Genomic DNA, 15,328 nt, shown 5'->3' on the forward strand with positions numbered 1-15,328 from the left:
TAGAAAAAAACCCCAAGCATTTGCTGCCGACCTTTCATGGCTTTTAAGCAGTTACTTCGGATGATGCCGTGGCCGCGTATGGATTCTGCCGAATCGCTTTCGGGGGGTTGTTCGCAGGCGTGGTTGGTGGGATACAAGGCACATCCGCCACTGTTTGTTTGCCAGGAGATACGCCATGCCCGCCCCTGCCCTCGCCGCTTCCATCCAACTGCGCCCCATGACCGCCGACGACGTAGCCCCCGCCCATGCGTTATCCGTGGCGCTGAAATGGCCACACCGGCTGGAAGACTGGGCCATGATGCAGCGCCTGAGCGAAGGCTGGGTGCTGGAGGACGCTGGCCGGGTGATCGGCAGCGCCTTTGCCTGCCCGCAAGGCGATTACGCGACCATTGGCCTGGTGATCGTCGACGACGCCTATCAAGGCCAGGGCCTGGGCCGGCGGCTGATGGACAAGGTGCTGGACGTGGCACAGCCGCGCACTGCCATCCTCAACGCGACCATCGCCGGTACGCCGTTGTACAAGAGCCAGGGTTTTGAAGAATTCGGCTTCATCTGCCAGCACCAAGGCACCGCGGTGCTGCAATCGCTGCCGGCCCTGCCCGCAGGCGAGCACGTACAGGTGCTGAGCGCCAGCGACCAGACGGCCATGCTGGCGCTGGCCAATGCGGCCAGCGGGCTGGACCGCGAGGCGGTGCTGGGCGAATTGATGGCTATTCAAGAGGCGGCCGTGGGTATCGTCAAGGACGGCGCGCTGGTGGGTTTCGGCTTGCTGCGCCCGTTTGGCCGTGGCCGCTCGATCGGGCCAGTGGTGGCGCAAACGGGGTTGCAGGCACAGCATTTGATTCAAGCATTGCTGGCGGCAGCGCCGGAGACTTTCGTGCGCATCGATGTGCCGGCCGTGACCGAGCTGGGGCCTTGGCTGGAAACCCTGGGGCTAAAGCAGGTGGACAAAGTGGCGCAGATGGCCCGCGGGCCGGCACCGCAATCGCGTGATGGCGTGTTGCAGTTTGCGCTGGTGACGCAGGCGATCGGGTAGGGCCGCGGGCCCCGCCGCTATACCCCAAACCGCGCCCGGTACTCACTGGGCGCCAACCCCGTGACTTTCTTGAACGTGGCCCGGAATGCTCCCGCATCCTGGTAGCCCACCGCCCAGGCAATACTGTCGACCGTGCCATTGGTGAACTCCAGCAACTCCCGCGCCTTGCCCACCCGCACGTGCTGGCAATACTCGGTGGGCTTCAAACCGGTGGCCGCGCGAAAGCGGCGCAGCAAGGTCCGCTCTTCCAGCAACGCACAAGCGGCCATGGCCTTGAGCGACACGTCGACCGCGCCGTTGGCTTGCAACCAATGCTGCACCTTCAACACCGCCGCGTCGCCATGATCGAGGATTGGCGCGAAATGGCTGCCGTAGTCCTGCGCACTGTCGCTGTGTTCTATCATCATGAAGCGCGCGGTGCGGCGGGCGATCCCCGGCCCCAACAGGCGGTCGATCAGGCGCAGGCCCACGTCGGCCCAGGCCATGAGGCCAGCGCTGGTGATCAGGTCGCCGTCGTCGATCAGCGGCTTGTCACCCTCCACCTGGACCAAGGGAAAACGCTGCTGCAGGCGCTCCACCTGGGTCCAGTGGGTAGTCGCGCGACGCCCGTCCAGCAGGCCGGTTTGCGCCAGCAGGAAGGCGCCCAGGCACACCGAACCCAAGGCGCTGCCTTCGGCGTGGCGCTCGCGTAGCCAGCGGCTGATGGAGGCGGCATCGCCGGCTTGCAGTTCATCGCCCAGAGACGGCGGCAGCAGCACGGCAAACAGATGCCCGCCCTCGCCGGCCAGGCTGTCGTAGATGCGTACCGGCGTGTCGCCTACTTGCCAATGGCTGACCCGCAGCACGGGCAATTGCTCGCTGGCCAGTTCGACGGCAATGCGGTTGGCCACGCCGAACAAGTCGGTCAGGCCATGCACCGCCGCCATCTGGGCACCGGGGTAAACCAGCAGGCCGATTTCGGCGACCCGGCGGTGGGCAGTCATGGGCGATTTCCTGAAGTGAAGGTGTTCAGCCTATCACCCCGCGAGCAAGGTGTCGGTGCTGACCACCGTGGCGTAGGCAAAGCCCAGCGCCGACATGAACGCGGCGTGCACGTGGGCTGCTGGCACGGTCAGGCCATTGAACTCAAGGTCCCGGGTAGCACACGCGTCGTGCACCACGGTGACTTTGTAGCTCAGGTCGGCCGCGGCGCGGGTGATGCCGTCCACGCACATGTGGCTCATGGCGCCGACGATGACCAACTCGTCGATTTGGTGATGGTCCAACAGCGCCTGCAATTCGGTTTCGCGGAACGAATTGACGAAGTGCTTGAGCACCACCGGTTCTGCACCCTGGTTCAGGACGCTGGGGTGGATGTTCGCGCCTTCGGAACCTGCGACGAAAAACGGCGCATCGGGCGCGGTGAATTCATGGCGCACGTGCACCACCAGGTCACCGGCCTGGCGGGTGGCCTGCAGCACGCGGGCCGCATTGGCGGCCGCCACTTCAATGCCGACCAGCGGCCATTTGCCGGCGGGGAAATAGTCGTTTTGCAGGTCGACGATGATCAGGGCTTGCTTGCTCATGGCGTGGTCCTCGGGGGGTACGTTGGGGTGGATTAAGTATCCACCCGGGCAACGCGCTTGAGGATTGGCCAGAACGACAATAGGCGGGGCTAAATTGACATGTGCGTCATCGATCTGCGAAACACCTAAAGAGGTCAGCCTGAACCACCGTGGCGGTCTTTTCGCGGATGAATCCGCTCCTACAGACGACCGCATACCCCTGTAGGAGCGGACTTATCCGCGAAGCACACGACGCGGTCTGTCTGAACCACCGTGGCGTACTTTTCGCGGATGAATCCGCTCCTACAGACGACCGCATACCCCTGTAGGAGCGGATTTATCCGCGAAGCACACGACGCGGTCTGTCTGAACCACCGTGGCGTACTTTTCGCGGATGAATCCGCTCCTACAGACGACCGCATACCCCTGTAGGAGCGGATTTATCCGCGAAGCACACGACGCGGTCTGTCTGAACCACCGTGGCGTACTTTTCGCGGATGAATCCGCTCCTACAGACGACCGCATACCCCTGTAGGAGCGGATTTATCCGCGAAGCACACGACGCGGTCTGTCTGAACCACCGTGGCGTACTTTTCGCGGATGAATCCGCTCCTACAGACGACCGCATCCCCCTGTAGGAGCGGATTTATCCGTGAAGCACACGACGCGGTCTGTCTGAACCACCGTGGCGTTCTTTTCGCGGATGAATCCGCTCCTACAGACGACCGCATCCCCCTGTAGGAGCGGATTTATCCGCGAAGCACACGACGCGGTCTGCCTGGACCACCGTGGCGATCCTTTCGCGGATGAATCGGGGCGTCGAGCCGCCGCTTCTACTGCAATCAGATCCCGTCGCGCGCCAGGTCCATGGCGAAGTAGGTGAAGATCAGGTCGGCGCCGGCACGCTTGATCGAGCCCAGGCTTTCGCGCACTACGCGGGCCTCGTCGATGGCGTCTACCTGGGCGGCGAATTTGATCATCGCGTATTCGCCGCTCACCTGGTAGGCGGCCAGCGGCAGGCGCGAGGCTTCGCGGATGTCGCGGATGATGTCCAGGTAGGCGCCCGCCGGCTTGACCATGATCACGTCGGCGCCTTCCTGCTCGTCCAGCAGCGATTCGCGCACCGCTTCGCGGCGGTTCATCGGGTTCATCTGGTAGCTTTTGCGGTTGCCCTTCAGCGCGCTGCCGCCGGCTTCGCGGAACGGGCCGTAGAGCGCCGAGGCGAACTTGGTCGAATAGGCCATGATCGAGGTATCGATAAAGCCTGCGGCATCGAGCGCGCTGCGAATGGCGCCGACCTGGCCATCCATCGCCGCCGACGGCGAGATGAAGTCGGCACCGGCACGGGCCGCCGCGACCGCCTGCTTGCCCAGGTTGACCAAGGTGGCGTCGTTGTCCACGTCGTGGCCGTGCAGCACGCCGCAGTGGCCGTGGCTGGTGTATTCGCAGAAGCAGGTGTCGGCCATGACCACCATCTCGGGCACGGCGTCTTTACAAATACGCGCCATGCGTGACACCAGGCCGTTTTCGTTCCAGGTGTCGCTGCCAGTGTCGTCCAGGTGGTGGGACACGCCAAAGGTCATCACCGACTTGATGCCGGCGCGGGCGTAGCGTTCGATTTCACTGGCCAGTTTGGACTCAGGGATACGCATCACGCCCGGCATGCTGGTGATGGGCACGAAGTCGTCGATTTCTTCTTCGACGAAAATCGGCAGCACCAGATCGTTGAGGGTGAATTCGGTTTCCTGGAACAAGCCGCGCAGGCTTTCGGAGCGGCGCAGGCGACGTGGGCGAACGCTGGGGAATTGGCTGGGCATCAGGGGCCTCCGATCAAATAGGCGCAGCTTATGCCTTGATGGGCCGCCAGGCCAGCCTTGATCGCCCAACAGGTTGTTGCAGGGGGCGCAACAATAGTTCGGCCAAGGGGGCGAAGCCCGTAGGCTTTTCGCGTATCGTATGCCCCGTATTTAATACATGCCTGTTGCAGGAAGCCGGTTGGAATCCGGCGCGGTCGCGCCACTGTGTTCGTCGTTTTACGGCGAAAGCCAGACCTTGCGGCAGGCCCCCTTCCCCCCTTACGGACGCGCCATCCCGGGAGCCGCTGCATGTTGATCCGCCGTCATTGCATTCGCCTGTTGTTTTGCACCCTCGCCGTTATCCTGCCCCTGAGCGAAAGCCAGGCGGCCACCCACTACCCGCTGACGGTGCAGAACTGCGGCCGCGAGGTGGTCATCCAGGCCAAGCCGCAACGCGCCGTCACCCTGGGCCAGGCCAGCACCGAGTTGCTGTTGTCGCTGGGCCTGGCGCCGCGCATGGTGGGCACCGGCGTGTGGTTCGGGCCGCTGCCGCCCGCGTTGCAGGCCGCAGGCGCCACGGTGCCGCGCCTGGCCAGCAATGCGCCAAGCTTTGAAGCGGTGGCCAAGGCCGCCCCCGACATCGTGCTGGCCCAGTACACCTACCACGTCGGCCCACAGGGCGAAGTGGCCACGCCAGAGCAGCTCGATGCCTTGGGCATCCCCTCCTACGTGTCGCCCAGCGACTGCCAGGGCAAGGGCCTGACGGCCACCTCCAACGCCGACGGTAGCCGCAGCCAGTTGTATTCCCTGGGCCTGGTGGAACAGGAAATCCATGAGCTGGCGCAGATCTTCGACGTGAAGGCTGCCGGCGATGCCCTGGTCGGGCAATTGCGCCAACGCGTCGCGCAAGCCGTCAAGACCGCCAACGCCCAGCCGCACGCGCCGTTGTCGGTGATGTATTGGTTCTCCAGCACGCGGCTGGAGGGCGACCCATGGGTGGCCGGCAAGAATGGCGCGCCTGGCTACATCAACCAGGTGCTGGGCCTGCACAACATCATCGACAGCGACGAAGAATGGCCTGGCGTGAGCTGGGAAACCATCGCTGCGCGCAACCCCGATGTGATCGTGGTGGCGCGCATGGACCGGCGCCTGTACCCCGCCGACGATGTCGAGAAAAAGCTGGCGTTCCTGCGTAGCGACCCGGTGACCCGCGAGCTCAAAGCGGTGCGCGACAACCACATCATCGTGGTGGACGCGCAGTCACTGAACCCGTCCATGAGCGTGGTCGATGCCATTGAACACATCGCCATCGGCCTGGGCACGTTCGGGAAAGCGCAGTGATTTCACGCTTCGCCGCAGAAAACGCCCGCGCCTGGCGCTGGCTGCTGGCCGTGCTGGCACTGCTGACGCTAAGCCTGTCGATCGCCTTGGCCGTGTCGCTGGGCGAAATGACCATCCCCCTCGGCGTGACGATCAAGGCGTTGCTCAATGGCCTGGGCCTGGGCGACTACCCGCTGCCGCGTATCCAGCAGGGGATCATCTGGGAGTACCGCCTGAGCCGCGCCCTGGCCGCCGCCTGCTGTGGCGCGGGCCTGGCGGTGTGCGGCGCAGTACTGCAGGCTTTGCTGCGCAACGCCCTGGCCGAGCCCTACGTGCTGGGCGTGAGTGCCGGCGCATCCACCGGCGCCGTGCTGGTGATGCTGTTGGGGCTGGGCGGCGGCCTGATCGGTATCTCGCTGGGGGCCTTCCTGGGCGCGGCGCTGGCCTGCACCTTGGTGTTGCTGCTGGCGGCGGGCATACGGGGTGGGCCGACCCAGGTGATCCTGGCTGGGGTGGCCGGCTCACAACTGTTCAACGCCCTCACCGCCTGGATCGTCTCGACGTCGGCCAACGCCGAGCAGGCCCGCAGCGTAATGTTCTGGCTACTGGGCAGCTTGGGCGGCGTGCGCTGGCCAGACGTGTACCTGCTGGCTGCAGTGGTGGCCGCAGGCTTGCTGGTGTGCCTGCTGTTTGCCCGGGCGCTGGATGCATTCGTGTTCGGCGAAGACGCTGCGCGCACGCTCGGCGTGGCCGTGGCGCCGGTGCGCCTGCTGCTGTTTGGGGTGACCGCGTTGATCACCGCGAGCATCGTCAGCGTGGTCGGTGCGGTGGGCTTTGTCGGCCTGGTGGTGCCACACATGGCGCGCTTTCTGGTGGGCCCCGGGCACGTGCGCCTGCTGCTGGCCTCAGTGCTGATCGGCGCACACTTCATGGTGTTGGCCGACATCGCCTCGCGGCTGATCGTGCCCGGCCAGGTGCTGCCCATTGGCGTGGTCACGGCCCTGGTCGGTGCCCCGGCCTTTGCCTTTTTGCTGTACCGCCGCAGGCATCACCCATGAGCCTGGTGGCCCACGATGTCGGCTGGACGGCCGGTGGCCAACTGATCCTGGATGGCGTGAGCGTGACGGTCCCAGCCCATGGCACCCTGGGCCTGATCGGCCCCAATGGCTCGGGCAAGTCATCGCTGCTGCGGTTGCTGGCAGGCCTGGGCACGCCGGATACCGGCACCGTCACCCTGGCCAATCGCCCCCTGCGCGACTGGCGCCGCCGCGACCTGGCGCGCAAGGTGGCACTGGTGGAACAGCACGCCGGCACCGAGGTCGATATCACCGTGCAGGACATCGTGCGCCTGGGCCGCACGCCCCACCGTGGCGCGCTGAGCCCTTGGAACCTGGAGGACGACCGCATCGTCGCGCAGGCCTTGGCGCAAACCGGACTGGGCGAACGCGCCTCGCGCTATTGGCGCACCTTGTCCGGTGGCGAACGCCAGCGCGTGCAGATCGCCCGCGCACTGGCCCAGTGCCCCAGCGAGTTGTTGCTGGATGAGCCGACCAACCACCTGGACATCCAGCATCAGCTTGATGTGTTGAAATTGATTCGTGGGTTGCCGTTGACCTGTGTGATGGCGATCCATGACCTGAACCTGGCGGCGCTGTTCTGCGACAGCCTGCTGGTGCTGCAAGCCGGCCGCGTGGTGGCCCGTGGCACGCCGGTCGAGGTGATCACGCCGGCCATGATCGATCAGGTATATGGGGTGCGCGCCCAGGTCCAGTTGTCGCCCCATACCGGCCGGCCCCATGTGCAGTATCTGCTGTAGCGTCTTTGGAGGTGTGCATGAAAACCATCCTGATCATCGGCATCGGTGCCGGCCACCCGGAGCACCTGACGATCCAGGCGGTGAATGCGATGAACCGCGCCCAGGTGTTTTTCCTGCTGGACAAGGGCCCGGTCAAACACGCGCTGGGCGACTTGCGTCGCGAGTTGTGCCGCCAGTATGTCCACCACGACAACTACCGCATCGTGCAAGCCCAGAGCCCGGAACGCCTGCGCGACGATGACGCGTACGCGGCCAGTGTCGCGGCATTGAACGGCGACAAGCAGGCGCTGTTCGAGCGTTTGATCGACAGCCAGATGCATGAGGATGAGTGCGGTGCGTTCCTGGTGTGGGGCGACCCGGCGCTGTACGACAGCACCTTGCGTATCTTGCAGGCGATCAAGGCCCAAGGCCGCTTGGCGTTCGAGGTGGTGGTGATCCCGGGCATCACCAGCGTGCAGGCCCTGGCGGCGGCGCACCAGGTGCCGTTGAACCGCATTGGCGAGTCGCTGCAGATCACCACGGGCAGGCGTTTGGCCCAGGGTTACCCGAGCCAGGCGGATACCGTGGTGGTGATGTTGGATGCGCAGGACACCTACCTGCGCTATGCCGCGCAGGATCTGGATATTTACTGGGGGGCGTACGTGGGCACGCCGGACGAGCTGTTGATTGCCGGCAAGCTGGCGGAGGTGGGTGAGCAGATCCGCCAGGTGCGTGAAGCGGCGCGGTTGCGGCATGGATGGATCATGGATACTTACCTGTTGCGCGCCGCGCCTACAGGTGGGTAAGCCAGTAGGAGCGGATTTATCCGCGAAAAGATCATCACGGTTTACCAGGTGCACCGCAGCGTTTGCTTCGCGGATGAATCCGCTCCTACAGGGGGTAAGCCAGTAGGAGCGGATTTATCCGCGAAAAGATCATCACGGTTTAGCAGGTGCACCGCGGCGTTTGCTTCGCGGATGAATCCGCTCCTACAGGCGGGATGCGGCGGTCTCCTTTTATGGGATCAGGCGCTGCGCGCGCAACTGCTCGAACACCTTGAAGAACGCTTCGTCGCTGGCCTGGTAATCCAGAAAACCCAGCTGGCGGCTTTTGGTCATGTCGGTGACCACTTCGATCGGCCGGCCCAAGTCAGCGATTTCGTACAGAGCCTAAGCCGTAGCCCTCCCCCTTCGGGAAAGGGCTAGGTGGGCGCCAGTTACCAGTCGTAGCTCATCTGCAGCGACGCCGTGCGCTCCTGGCCGTAGTAGCAGCCGAAGTTGTAGTTGCAGGACGAGACGTACGTGCGGTCGAACAGGTTCTGCACGTTCAGGCTGGCCTGCAAGCCCTTGAAGGCCGGGTCCAGGAAGGCCAGGTCGTAGTTCAGGGTGGCGTCATACACCACGAAGGCCGGGGTTTTGAAGGTGTTGCTGGAGTCGCCATAGCCGCGCCCGGTATAGCGTGCGCCCACGGCCGGGGTCAGGCCGGCGAGCGCACCTTCGGTCAGGTGATAGGCGACCCAAGCCCCGGCCGACCAAGGGGCCTGCTGCTCGTTGCGGTTGCCCTGATCACCGTACGTGGACTTGGTGTAGAACGAGTCCAAATAGCCCAGCGATGCCAGCAAGTCGACGTTACCGATACTGCTTTTGGCTTCCAGTTCGATACCCCGCGAACGCACTTCACCCACCTGGGCTTGATACTCGGGGTATTCCACATCGCCGGTCAGCACGTTTTTCTGCTTGATCTGGTACACCGCCGCTGTCAGCAACGTGGTGCTGTTGGGCTGATATTTCACGCCCAGTTCATACTGCTCGCCTTCCACCGGCTTGAACGCACCGCCGCCGCGTTGCGGTGCCGCGCTACCGACCGTGGGCAGGAAGGATTCGGCGTAGCTGACATACGGCGCCAGGCCGAAATCGGTGAGGTAGGTCAGGCCGATGCGCTTGGTGAATTTCTTGTCTTTTTGCTTATCTTCGGTGACGGCCAACTGGTCCTTGTTGTCCACCTCGGCCCAGTCTTCGCGGCCGCCCAGGGTCAGCACGAACTGGTTGAAGCGGATCTGGTCCTGCAGGTACAGGCCCTTTTGCTCGACGAAATTGTTCCACTTGGTGGTGAGGGTTGGCACGCCACTGGTGCGGTAGTTGGTGGGGTTGTACAGCTCGATGATTTCCGAGTTGTACAGGTTGTAGCCCTGGTAGCGACGGGTGAAGTTGCGGTAGTCGGCGCCCGTCAGCACGGTGTGCTCCAAGGCACCGGTGTTGAATTTGAACTCAAGGTTGTTATCGAAGGTGTAGGCGGTGTTGTGCTGGCGCCAGTCGACCTTGTTGCGCTTGGCGCGGGTGTCGTCGGTGGTGCCATCGGCGTTGATCACGAACGAGGTCAGGTAGAAACCGCGATAACGGTCGTTGACGTCGATGTAGCGCGCGGTCTGGCGGTATTTGACGCTGTCGTTGAAGGCATGTACCAAGTCGTAGCCGAACACCTGCTGGTCGCGGGTGTAGTCGTTCCAGCTGGAGTCGCCAAGGAATGCGTCGCGGTTAATGCGGTGGCCCTCGCTGTTGCTGTATAGCGAGCCGATCTTGGGCAACGACTGGTAGTCGGGGGTGGCCTTGTCGCGCTGGATTTGCGCATACACCGTCAGCGCAGTGGCGTCGGTGGGCGCCCAGGTCAGGCTGGGGGCCAACAGGGTGCGTGAGTCACCGGCGTGCTTGATCTGCTCGCCGCCGTCGTTGGCCACGCCCACCAGCCGGTAGCTCAAGGTGGCCGCCTCGTCGATGGGGCCGCTGAAATCAAAGGCACCGTTGACCCGGTCGAAACTGCCGACGCCGAATTTCACCTGGTGCTGCGCCACCTGGGTCGGGCGCTTGGACACCAGGTTGATCATGCCGCCGGGCTGATTTTGCCCGTACAGCACCGAGGCCGGGCCCTTGAGTACTTCGATGCGCTCCAGGGTGTAGGGGTCGATCTGCGGCGCGCCGCCCAGGCTGCCGGCGTACGGCAGGTACGCGCCGTCAAGGTACAGCAGGGTAGGCGCAAAGCCGCGGCTGGTGATTTCGTCGGCGATGGTGTTGCGGTCGGTGAAGCCGTTGACGTTGACGCCGGGGGTGTAGCGCAGGGCCTGGGTCAGGTTGCGCGCGCCCTGGTCCTTGATCTGGTCGGCGGTGACCACGTTGACCGTCTGCGGGATCTCGGTGATCGGCGTGTCGGTCTTGCTGGCCGTGGCGCTGCGGGTGGCCACGTAGCCTTTCACCGGGCCGTAGGCGTCTTCGGTGGTTTGCCCGTCGACGTTGATCGGGCCGATGTCCAGGGCTGCGCCTTCGGGCAAGGGGTACAGGCTCCAGGTGCCACCCGGGGTGGTGGTGAGGCCCAATCCGCTCCCGGCCAGCGCTTGGCGCGCGGCTTGCTCGGGGCTGAATTCACCCTGCACGGCGGCGGCACGCTTGCCCTGCAGCAGCGCCGGTGGCACCGAGAGGATGCGCCCGGTTTGCCGGGCGATGCGGCTCAGGCTATCGCCCAGGGCCGCGGCCGGCAGGTCGAAGGCCTGGGTGGCAGTGCGGGTATCGGCAGCGCTGTCGGCGTGGGCAAGCGGCATCAGGGTGGTCATGCTCACGGCGAGGGCCAGCAGACCGGGACGAATCATCAAGTGCGGCATAAAAGGATCGGGCTCGTTGTAGGTTGGCTTTCCCTGACCATGACCCGCGAGGGTGGGCAATCCCCTCATCGATCGGCTGTTTTTCTTCACCTGGGTGCATCAGGTTGACCGTGGCGTCTGGTTGGCGGATGAATCCGCTCCTACGGCGGCGTGGTCGTGTCGATCAGGGTGAGCCAGGGGCCGTACCTGCGCACGCTGATGGGAAAGGTATCGGCCAGTGATTGCAGGGTACGGGCGCTATCGTCCAGGGGGTACACGCCGTACACGCGCAGGCGCGCCGCCGCCGGGCTGACGCGCAGTATTCCCGTGCAATAGGGCCGCAGCGCCTCGATCAACTGCCCCAACGGCTCGTCGCGGATGTCGATGCGCCCGTCGCGCCAGTCGGCCTGGGTGGCCACCGAATTGGGCAACGGCCGAATCGCCTCGGCCGAGAACCACACCGCTTCGCCCGTTTCGATGCGCCGCTGCTGACCGTTGCGGGTGGTGAGTTGGACGCTGTGTTGCTGCACCGAGGCCAGGCTGCCACCATCGTCCTGGCGTACCAAAAAGCGGGTACCCAAAGCCCGCACCTCGCCTTGCTCGGTGGCGATGATGAACGGGCGCTGCGGGTCTGGCGCGACGTCCACTTGCACCTCGCCCTGCAGCAGCCGCACTTCGCGGCGCTGGCCGTTGAAACGGATATCCACTGCGCTGCGTGCGTTCAGGCTAAGGCGGCTGCCATCAGGCAGTTCGACCGTCTTACGCTCACCGGTGGCAGTGCTCAGGTCGGCCAGCAGGCCGCTGAGCGGGGTGACGCGCTCCACCAACGCGCCCCCGGTGACGCCCAGCAAGACGGCCGCCAAGCCACCACCGAGCAACGCGCGCCGCTGCGCTGAACGGGGAGCGTTGAGGGCCTGGCGGGCGGCGTTCAATTGCCCGGGGCTGCGCGCTTCAACCGCCTGCAAGTCGGCCATCGGCTGTTGCAACAGGCCGGTTACCCGTTGCCAGGCCTGGCGATGGGCCTCGCTGCTGGCCAGCCATTGGTTGAAGGCCTGCAGGTGATGTGGATCTTTTGCCTCCAGGCGCAACAGCCAGTCGATGGCTTGCAGCGTGAGTTCGTCTACACGCGGGGCGCTCATGCGTCTTGCTCCGCCACAACCAGGCAATGAATGAACGCGCGGCGCAGGTCGCGCTCCACGGTGGCCAGCGACACCCCCAGTTGTTGCGCGATGCTCGGTTGCGACAGGCCTTGCAGGCGATGCAGCACGAATGCTTGGCGCACCCGGGCTGGCAAACCGTCGAGCAACCGGTCGATGGCGTCGATGGCCTCGCGTACCAGCGCCAGGTCCTCTTCGGACGGTGCGAAGCAGTCGGGTATCAGCGCCAGTTGCGCCAGGTAATCGCGCTCTAGCCGCCGTCGCCGCCACAAATTACACAGCAGGCGCTTGGCAACGGTACCCAGGAAGGCGCGTGGCTCTTGAAGTTCGACCAGTTGCCTGGAACCCAAGGCCCTTAGAAAGGTGTCCTGGGTCAGGTCTGCGGCATCCTCGGGGCACTGCAGGCGTCGATACAACCAGGCGCGCAACCAGCGATGGTTATCGTTGTAAAGGCTGGCTACTAAGGCTTTGGTGTCGTGGGGCACGGTCGATAACCAGATACATTTGGTAATTCATCTCATTATCATCGGGCAAGGCCCCGGTTGGCAATATTCACGTTAATGGGGTTAGAAAGGTTGGAAGCTAACGATTTAGCCATTACCCTTGCCGACTTGTCTGGTGTGGGGGTTTGGGGCCGATGTCGTCTGTATTGAATGTGCTGTTGCCAATCTTTGCCTTGATCCTGGTGGGCTACCTGTGCCGGCGCACCAACCGCCTGGGGCCCACCGCTGCCTCCGAAATCAACCGCATGGTGGTGTGGCTCTGCCTGCCGGCGTTACTGTTTACCGCGACGGCCACGGCAACCTGGGAGCAGATCTGGCATCCCGGCTTTGTGCTGGCGTTCACCGGCAGCACCCTGGCGATGTTTGTGTTGACGCTGTTGCTGCGCTGGCGCAAGGCCGGGCATTTTGCCGACGCGAGCATTGATGCGTTGAGTGCCTCGTATGCCAATACCGGCTACATCGGCATTCCGTTGTGCGTGATGGTGCTGGGCAACAATGGCCTGGAACCGGCGTTGATCGCTTCGTTGCTGGTGGTGTGCGTGCTGTTCGGGTTGGCGCTGGTGTGCATCGAGATCGGCCTGCAAGCCGAGGCCCGGGTACACCGCATCGTGCTCAAGGTACTGCTGGCACTGGCGAAGAACCCGCTGGTGGTGTCGCCCGTACTGGGCGCCTTGTGGGCCTGGGGAGGCGCCCCGTTGCCGGGCGCGCTGGCGAAGTTCCTCGGGTTGCTGGGCGCGGCCACCACACCCTGCGCGCTGATTTCCCTGGGGCTGTTTTTGGCCGCCAAGCAACAGGGCCCGCGTACAGGCACTACGCTGTTGGTGCTGATCAAGCTGGTGCTGCACCCGTTGCTGACTTGGCTGTTGGTATTCCGCCTGTTCCCTTTGCCGCCGTTATGGGCCAATTCGGCGTTGTTACTCAGCGCCCTACCCACCGGCACTGGGCCATTCATGCTGGCCGAGTACTACAAGCGCGAAGCCTCGGTGGTATCGAGCACTATTCTGATTTCCACGATTGGCTCGCTGGCCACCCTGTCGCTGTGCCTGTGGTACATCAACGGCTGACCATTGATCCGCTTGCACACTGGTGGCTGGGTGGCAACCGGGGGATGTCGTTATAGAATGCCCGCTGCCACACCCGGGGGACCCCTGCATGCAGATTTGCCTAGACACCGATGACGAGTACCCGATGCCGACGCGCCTTTTGGACGACCTGCAGGCCTTGCGCGATAACGAGCGACGCCTGGCACTGGCCATCGCCGGCAGCGGGACCGGGATCTGGGACCGCAATTTCCTCACCAACGAAATCCATTATTCGGCGGGCTGGAAGGCCATCATCGGCTATGCCGAGGACGAATTGTCCAACCGCATCGAAGATGCCTACGACCGCCTGCACCCCGATGACCGCGACTACGTGCAGGCCACCATCCGCGCGCACTTCGAGCAGCGCACCGACACCTACGAGGTGGAGCACCGTATCCGCTGCAAGGACGGCAGCTACAAATGGATCTGCAGCCGGGGCAAGGTCATTGCCCGTGACGCCGATGGCCAGGCGCTGCGCATGGTTGGCACCACCACCGACATCACCACCCTGCGCGCGCTGTCCGGGCGCCTGCAGCAGACGTTGGACCTGGTCACCAACCTGACCAACGAAGTGCCGGGGCTAGTGTTCCAGTATCGCCTGCCGTTGGACGGCCAGGCGTTCTTCTCCTACGCCAGCGCCGGGGTCGAGGACATCTACGAAGTGACCGCGCAGCAGGTGGCCGAGTGCGCGCGGCTGATCGAGCAGCGCATCCACCCCGATGACCTGGCGCTATACCAGGCATCGCTGCTGCATTCGGCCCGTTGCCAGTCACCCTGGCACGTGGAGTATCGGGTGATACTGCCACGCCAGGGCCTGCGCTGGCGCCAAGGCGATGCGCGCCCGCAGCGCCTGACTGACGGCAGCACCCAATGGCACGGGTTTATCACCGACATCACCGAGCGCAAGCGTATCGAAGCCGAACTGCAGGAGTTCGCCACCATCGACTTCCTGACCCAGTTGCCTAACCGGCGGCATTTCATGCAGCAAATCGATACGCAGTTGCAGCATATCCAGCACAGCCGTGGGCGCATGTGCGCCGTGCTGATGTGCGACCTGGATCATTTCAAGCGCGTAAACGACCGGTGGGGGCATGCGGTGGGTGACCGTGCGCTGAAGCACTTCGCCGCCGTGCTGAAAACCCAGTTGCGCCACAGCGATATCGCCGGGCGCATGGGTGGCGAGGAATTTGCCGTGGTCTTGAGCGGTGCCCACGTGCTGGACGCCCTAGCCTTCGCAGAGCGGCTGCAGGCAGCCTTGCTGGCGACGCCGTTCACCGAGGCGGGGCAGGTTATCCCGCTGACCTTGAGCATCGGTGTCAGCGTCATGGGCGCGACTGACAGCAGCCCGGACCTGGCGTTGTCGCGCAGTGACCAGGCGTTGTATCGGGCCAAGGAGAATGGCCGGGATCGAATAGAAGCGTTTTGCGTGTGAGCTGGGGACCGAGGTGGCGGGTTCGCGGATGAATC

General features: G+C 64.3%; 13 protein-coding genes, 1 pseudogene and 1 riboswitch. Of the genes and pseudogenes, 7 read left to right on the forward strand and 7 right to left on the reverse strand.

The genetic code is table 11. The annotated features are described in order from the left end of the window. Positions 1–175 precede the first annotated feature (175 nt). Positions 176–1,036 carry a GNAT family N-acetyltransferase gene (locus L9B60_RS03025; protein ID WP_249676104.1) on the forward strand — a complete coding sequence of 287 codons (861 nt, stop codon included), beginning with the start codon at positions 176–178 and terminating at the stop codon, positions 1,034–1,036. A 17-nt stretch (positions 1,037–1,053) separates the two neighbouring features. Here the strand turns inward: L9B60_RS03025 and L9B60_RS03030 are convergent, their stop codons facing one another. The 3 genes from L9B60_RS03030 to hemB form a co-directional block, all read right to left on the reverse strand. Continuing rightward, a complete protein-coding gene (locus tag L9B60_RS03030; protein WP_249676106.1) occupies positions 1,054–2,019 on the reverse strand; it encodes a GlxA family transcriptional regulator in 966 nt (321 codons plus the stop codon). 33 nt (positions 2,020–2,052) lie between these two features. Beyond that, positions 2,053–2,601: a cysteine hydrolase family protein gene (locus tag L9B60_RS03035; protein ID WP_249676108.1), complete on the reverse strand. Its 549-nt coding sequence runs from the start codon at positions 2,599–2,601 to the stop codon at positions 2,053–2,055. 821 nt (positions 2,602–3,422) lie between these two features. Next, positions 3,423–4,397 carry a porphobilinogen synthase gene (gene hemB, locus L9B60_RS03040; protein WP_249676111.1) on the reverse strand — a complete coding sequence of 325 codons (975 nt, stop codon included), beginning with the start codon at positions 4,395–4,397 and terminating at the stop codon, positions 3,423–3,425. Positions 4,398–4,556: 159 nt separating this feature from the next. After that, positions 4,557–4,643: riboswitch (adenosylcobalamin (AdoCbl) riboswitch) on the forward strand. Positions 4,644–4,685: 42 nt separating this feature from the next. Here hemB and L9B60_RS03045 point away from each other — a divergent pair. From L9B60_RS03045 to cobF, 4 genes are read left to right on the forward strand one after another with little or no spacing between them, the layout of a single operon-like run. After that, complete coding sequence (locus tag L9B60_RS03045; RefSeq protein ID WP_249676113.1) at positions 4,686–5,717, forward strand: ABC transporter substrate-binding protein; 1,032 nt, start codon at positions 4,686–4,688, stop codon at positions 5,715–5,717. Beyond that, positions 5,714–6,754 (forward strand): FecCD family ABC transporter permease, encoded by a 1,041-nt coding sequence (locus L9B60_RS03050; protein ID WP_249676114.1) that lies wholly within the window; start codon positions 5,714–5,716, stop codon positions 6,752–6,754. Before L9B60_RS03045 ends, L9B60_RS03050 begins: the two co-directional genes overlap by 4 nt. Then, positions 6,751–7,512, forward strand: a complete 762-nt coding sequence (locus L9B60_RS03055; protein ID WP_249676117.1) for an ABC transporter ATP-binding protein — start codon at positions 6,751–6,753, stop codon at positions 7,510–7,512. The genes L9B60_RS03050 and L9B60_RS03055 overlap by 4 nt, the downstream gene beginning before the upstream one ends. Before the next feature lie 17 nt (positions 7,513–7,529). Continuing rightward, the gene (gene cobF, locus L9B60_RS03060) at positions 7,530–8,297 is read left to right on the forward strand and encodes a precorrin-6A synthase (deacetylating) (protein WP_249676119.1); all 768 of its coding nucleotides are present in this window, start codon (positions 7,530–7,532) and stop codon (positions 8,295–8,297) included. 210 nt (positions 8,298–8,507) lie between these two features. On the opposite strand, the pseudogene L9B60_RS03065 reads toward cobF, so the two are convergent. From L9B60_RS03065 to L9B60_RS03080, 4 genes and pseudogenes are all read right to left on the reverse strand, one after another. Beyond that, positions 8,508–8,645: pseudogene (locus L9B60_RS03065) on the reverse strand (NAD-dependent dehydratase); the annotation flags it as partial. 62 nt (positions 8,646–8,707) lie between these two features. Further along, complete coding sequence (locus L9B60_RS03070) at positions 8,708–11,140, reverse strand: TonB-dependent siderophore receptor (RefSeq protein WP_249676121.1); 2,433 nt, start codon at positions 11,138–11,140, stop codon at positions 8,708–8,710. Between the two features lie 140 nt (positions 11,141–11,280). Further along, the gene (locus tag L9B60_RS03075) at positions 11,281–12,258 is read right to left on the reverse strand and encodes a FecR family protein (RefSeq protein WP_249676122.1); all 978 of its coding nucleotides are present in this window, start codon (positions 12,256–12,258) and stop codon (positions 11,281–11,283) included. Further along, a complete protein-coding gene (locus L9B60_RS03080; protein WP_249676124.1) occupies positions 12,255–12,761 on the reverse strand; it encodes a sigma-70 family RNA polymerase sigma factor in 507 nt (168 codons plus the stop codon). Before L9B60_RS03080 ends, L9B60_RS03075 begins: the two co-directional genes overlap by 4 nt. Positions 12,762–12,913: 152 nt before the next feature. Here L9B60_RS03080 and L9B60_RS03085 point away from each other — a divergent pair, with 152 nt between their 5' ends. Together L9B60_RS03085 and L9B60_RS03090 are read left to right on the forward strand one after the other, a co-directional pair. Beyond that, positions 12,914–13,843 (forward strand): AEC family transporter, encoded by a 930-nt coding sequence (locus L9B60_RS03085; protein ID WP_249676126.1) that lies wholly within the window; start codon positions 12,914–12,916, stop codon positions 13,841–13,843. 88 nt (positions 13,844–13,931) lie between these two features. After that, positions 13,932–15,293, forward strand: coding sequence for a sensor domain-containing diguanylate cyclase (locus tag L9B60_RS03090; protein ID WP_249676128.1), 1,362 nt, complete (start codon positions 13,932–13,934; stop codon positions 15,291–15,293). Positions 15,294–15,328: the final 35 nt, after the last annotated feature.

The sequence above is a fragment of the Pseudomonas abieticivorans genome (genome assembly GCF_023509015.1).
GTDB classification, from domain to species: domain Bacteria; phylum Pseudomonadota; class Gammaproteobacteria; order Pseudomonadales; family Pseudomonadaceae; genus Aquipseudomonas; species Aquipseudomonas abieticivorans.

Bases quoted from the DNA above. Each gene is read 5' to 3' on its own strand.
- L9B60_RS03025 (WP_249676104.1), top strand. From the start codon at position 176: ATGCCCGCCCCTGCCCTCGCCGCTTCCATCCAACTGCGCCCCATGACC.
- L9B60_RS03030 (WP_249676106.1), bottom strand. From the start codon at position 2,019: ATGACTGCCCACCGCCGGGTCGCCGAAATCGGCCTGCTGGTTTACCCC.
- L9B60_RS03035 (WP_249676108.1), bottom strand. From the start codon at position 2,601: ATGAGCAAGCAAGCCCTGATCATCGTCGACCTGCAAAACGACTATTTC.
- hemB (WP_249676111.1), bottom strand. From the start codon at position 4,397: ATGCCCAGCCAATTCCCCAGCGTTCGCCCACGTCGCCTGCGCCGCTCC.
- L9B60_RS03045 (WP_249676113.1), top strand. From the start codon at position 4,686: ATGTTGATCCGCCGTCATTGCATTCGCCTGTTGTTTTGCACCCTCGCC.
- L9B60_RS03055 (WP_249676117.1), top strand. From the start codon at position 6,751: ATGAGCCTGGTGGCCCACGATGTCGGCTGGACGGCCGGTGGCCAACTG.
- cobF (WP_249676119.1), top strand. From the start codon at position 7,530: ATGAAAACCATCCTGATCATCGGCATCGGTGCCGGCCACCCGGAGCAC.
- L9B60_RS03070 (WP_249676121.1), bottom strand. From the start codon at position 11,140: ATGCCGCACTTGATGATTCGTCCCGGTCTGCTGGCCCTCGCCGTGAGC.
- L9B60_RS03075 (WP_249676122.1), bottom strand. From the start codon at position 12,258: ATGAGCGCCCCGCGTGTAGACGAACTCACGCTGCAAGCCATCGACTGG.
- L9B60_RS03085 (WP_249676126.1), top strand. From the start codon at position 12,914: ATGTCGTCTGTATTGAATGTGCTGTTGCCAATCTTTGCCTTGATCCTG.
- L9B60_RS03090 (WP_249676128.1), top strand. From the start codon at position 13,932: ATGCAGATTTGCCTAGACACCGATGACGAGTACCCGATGCCGACGCGC.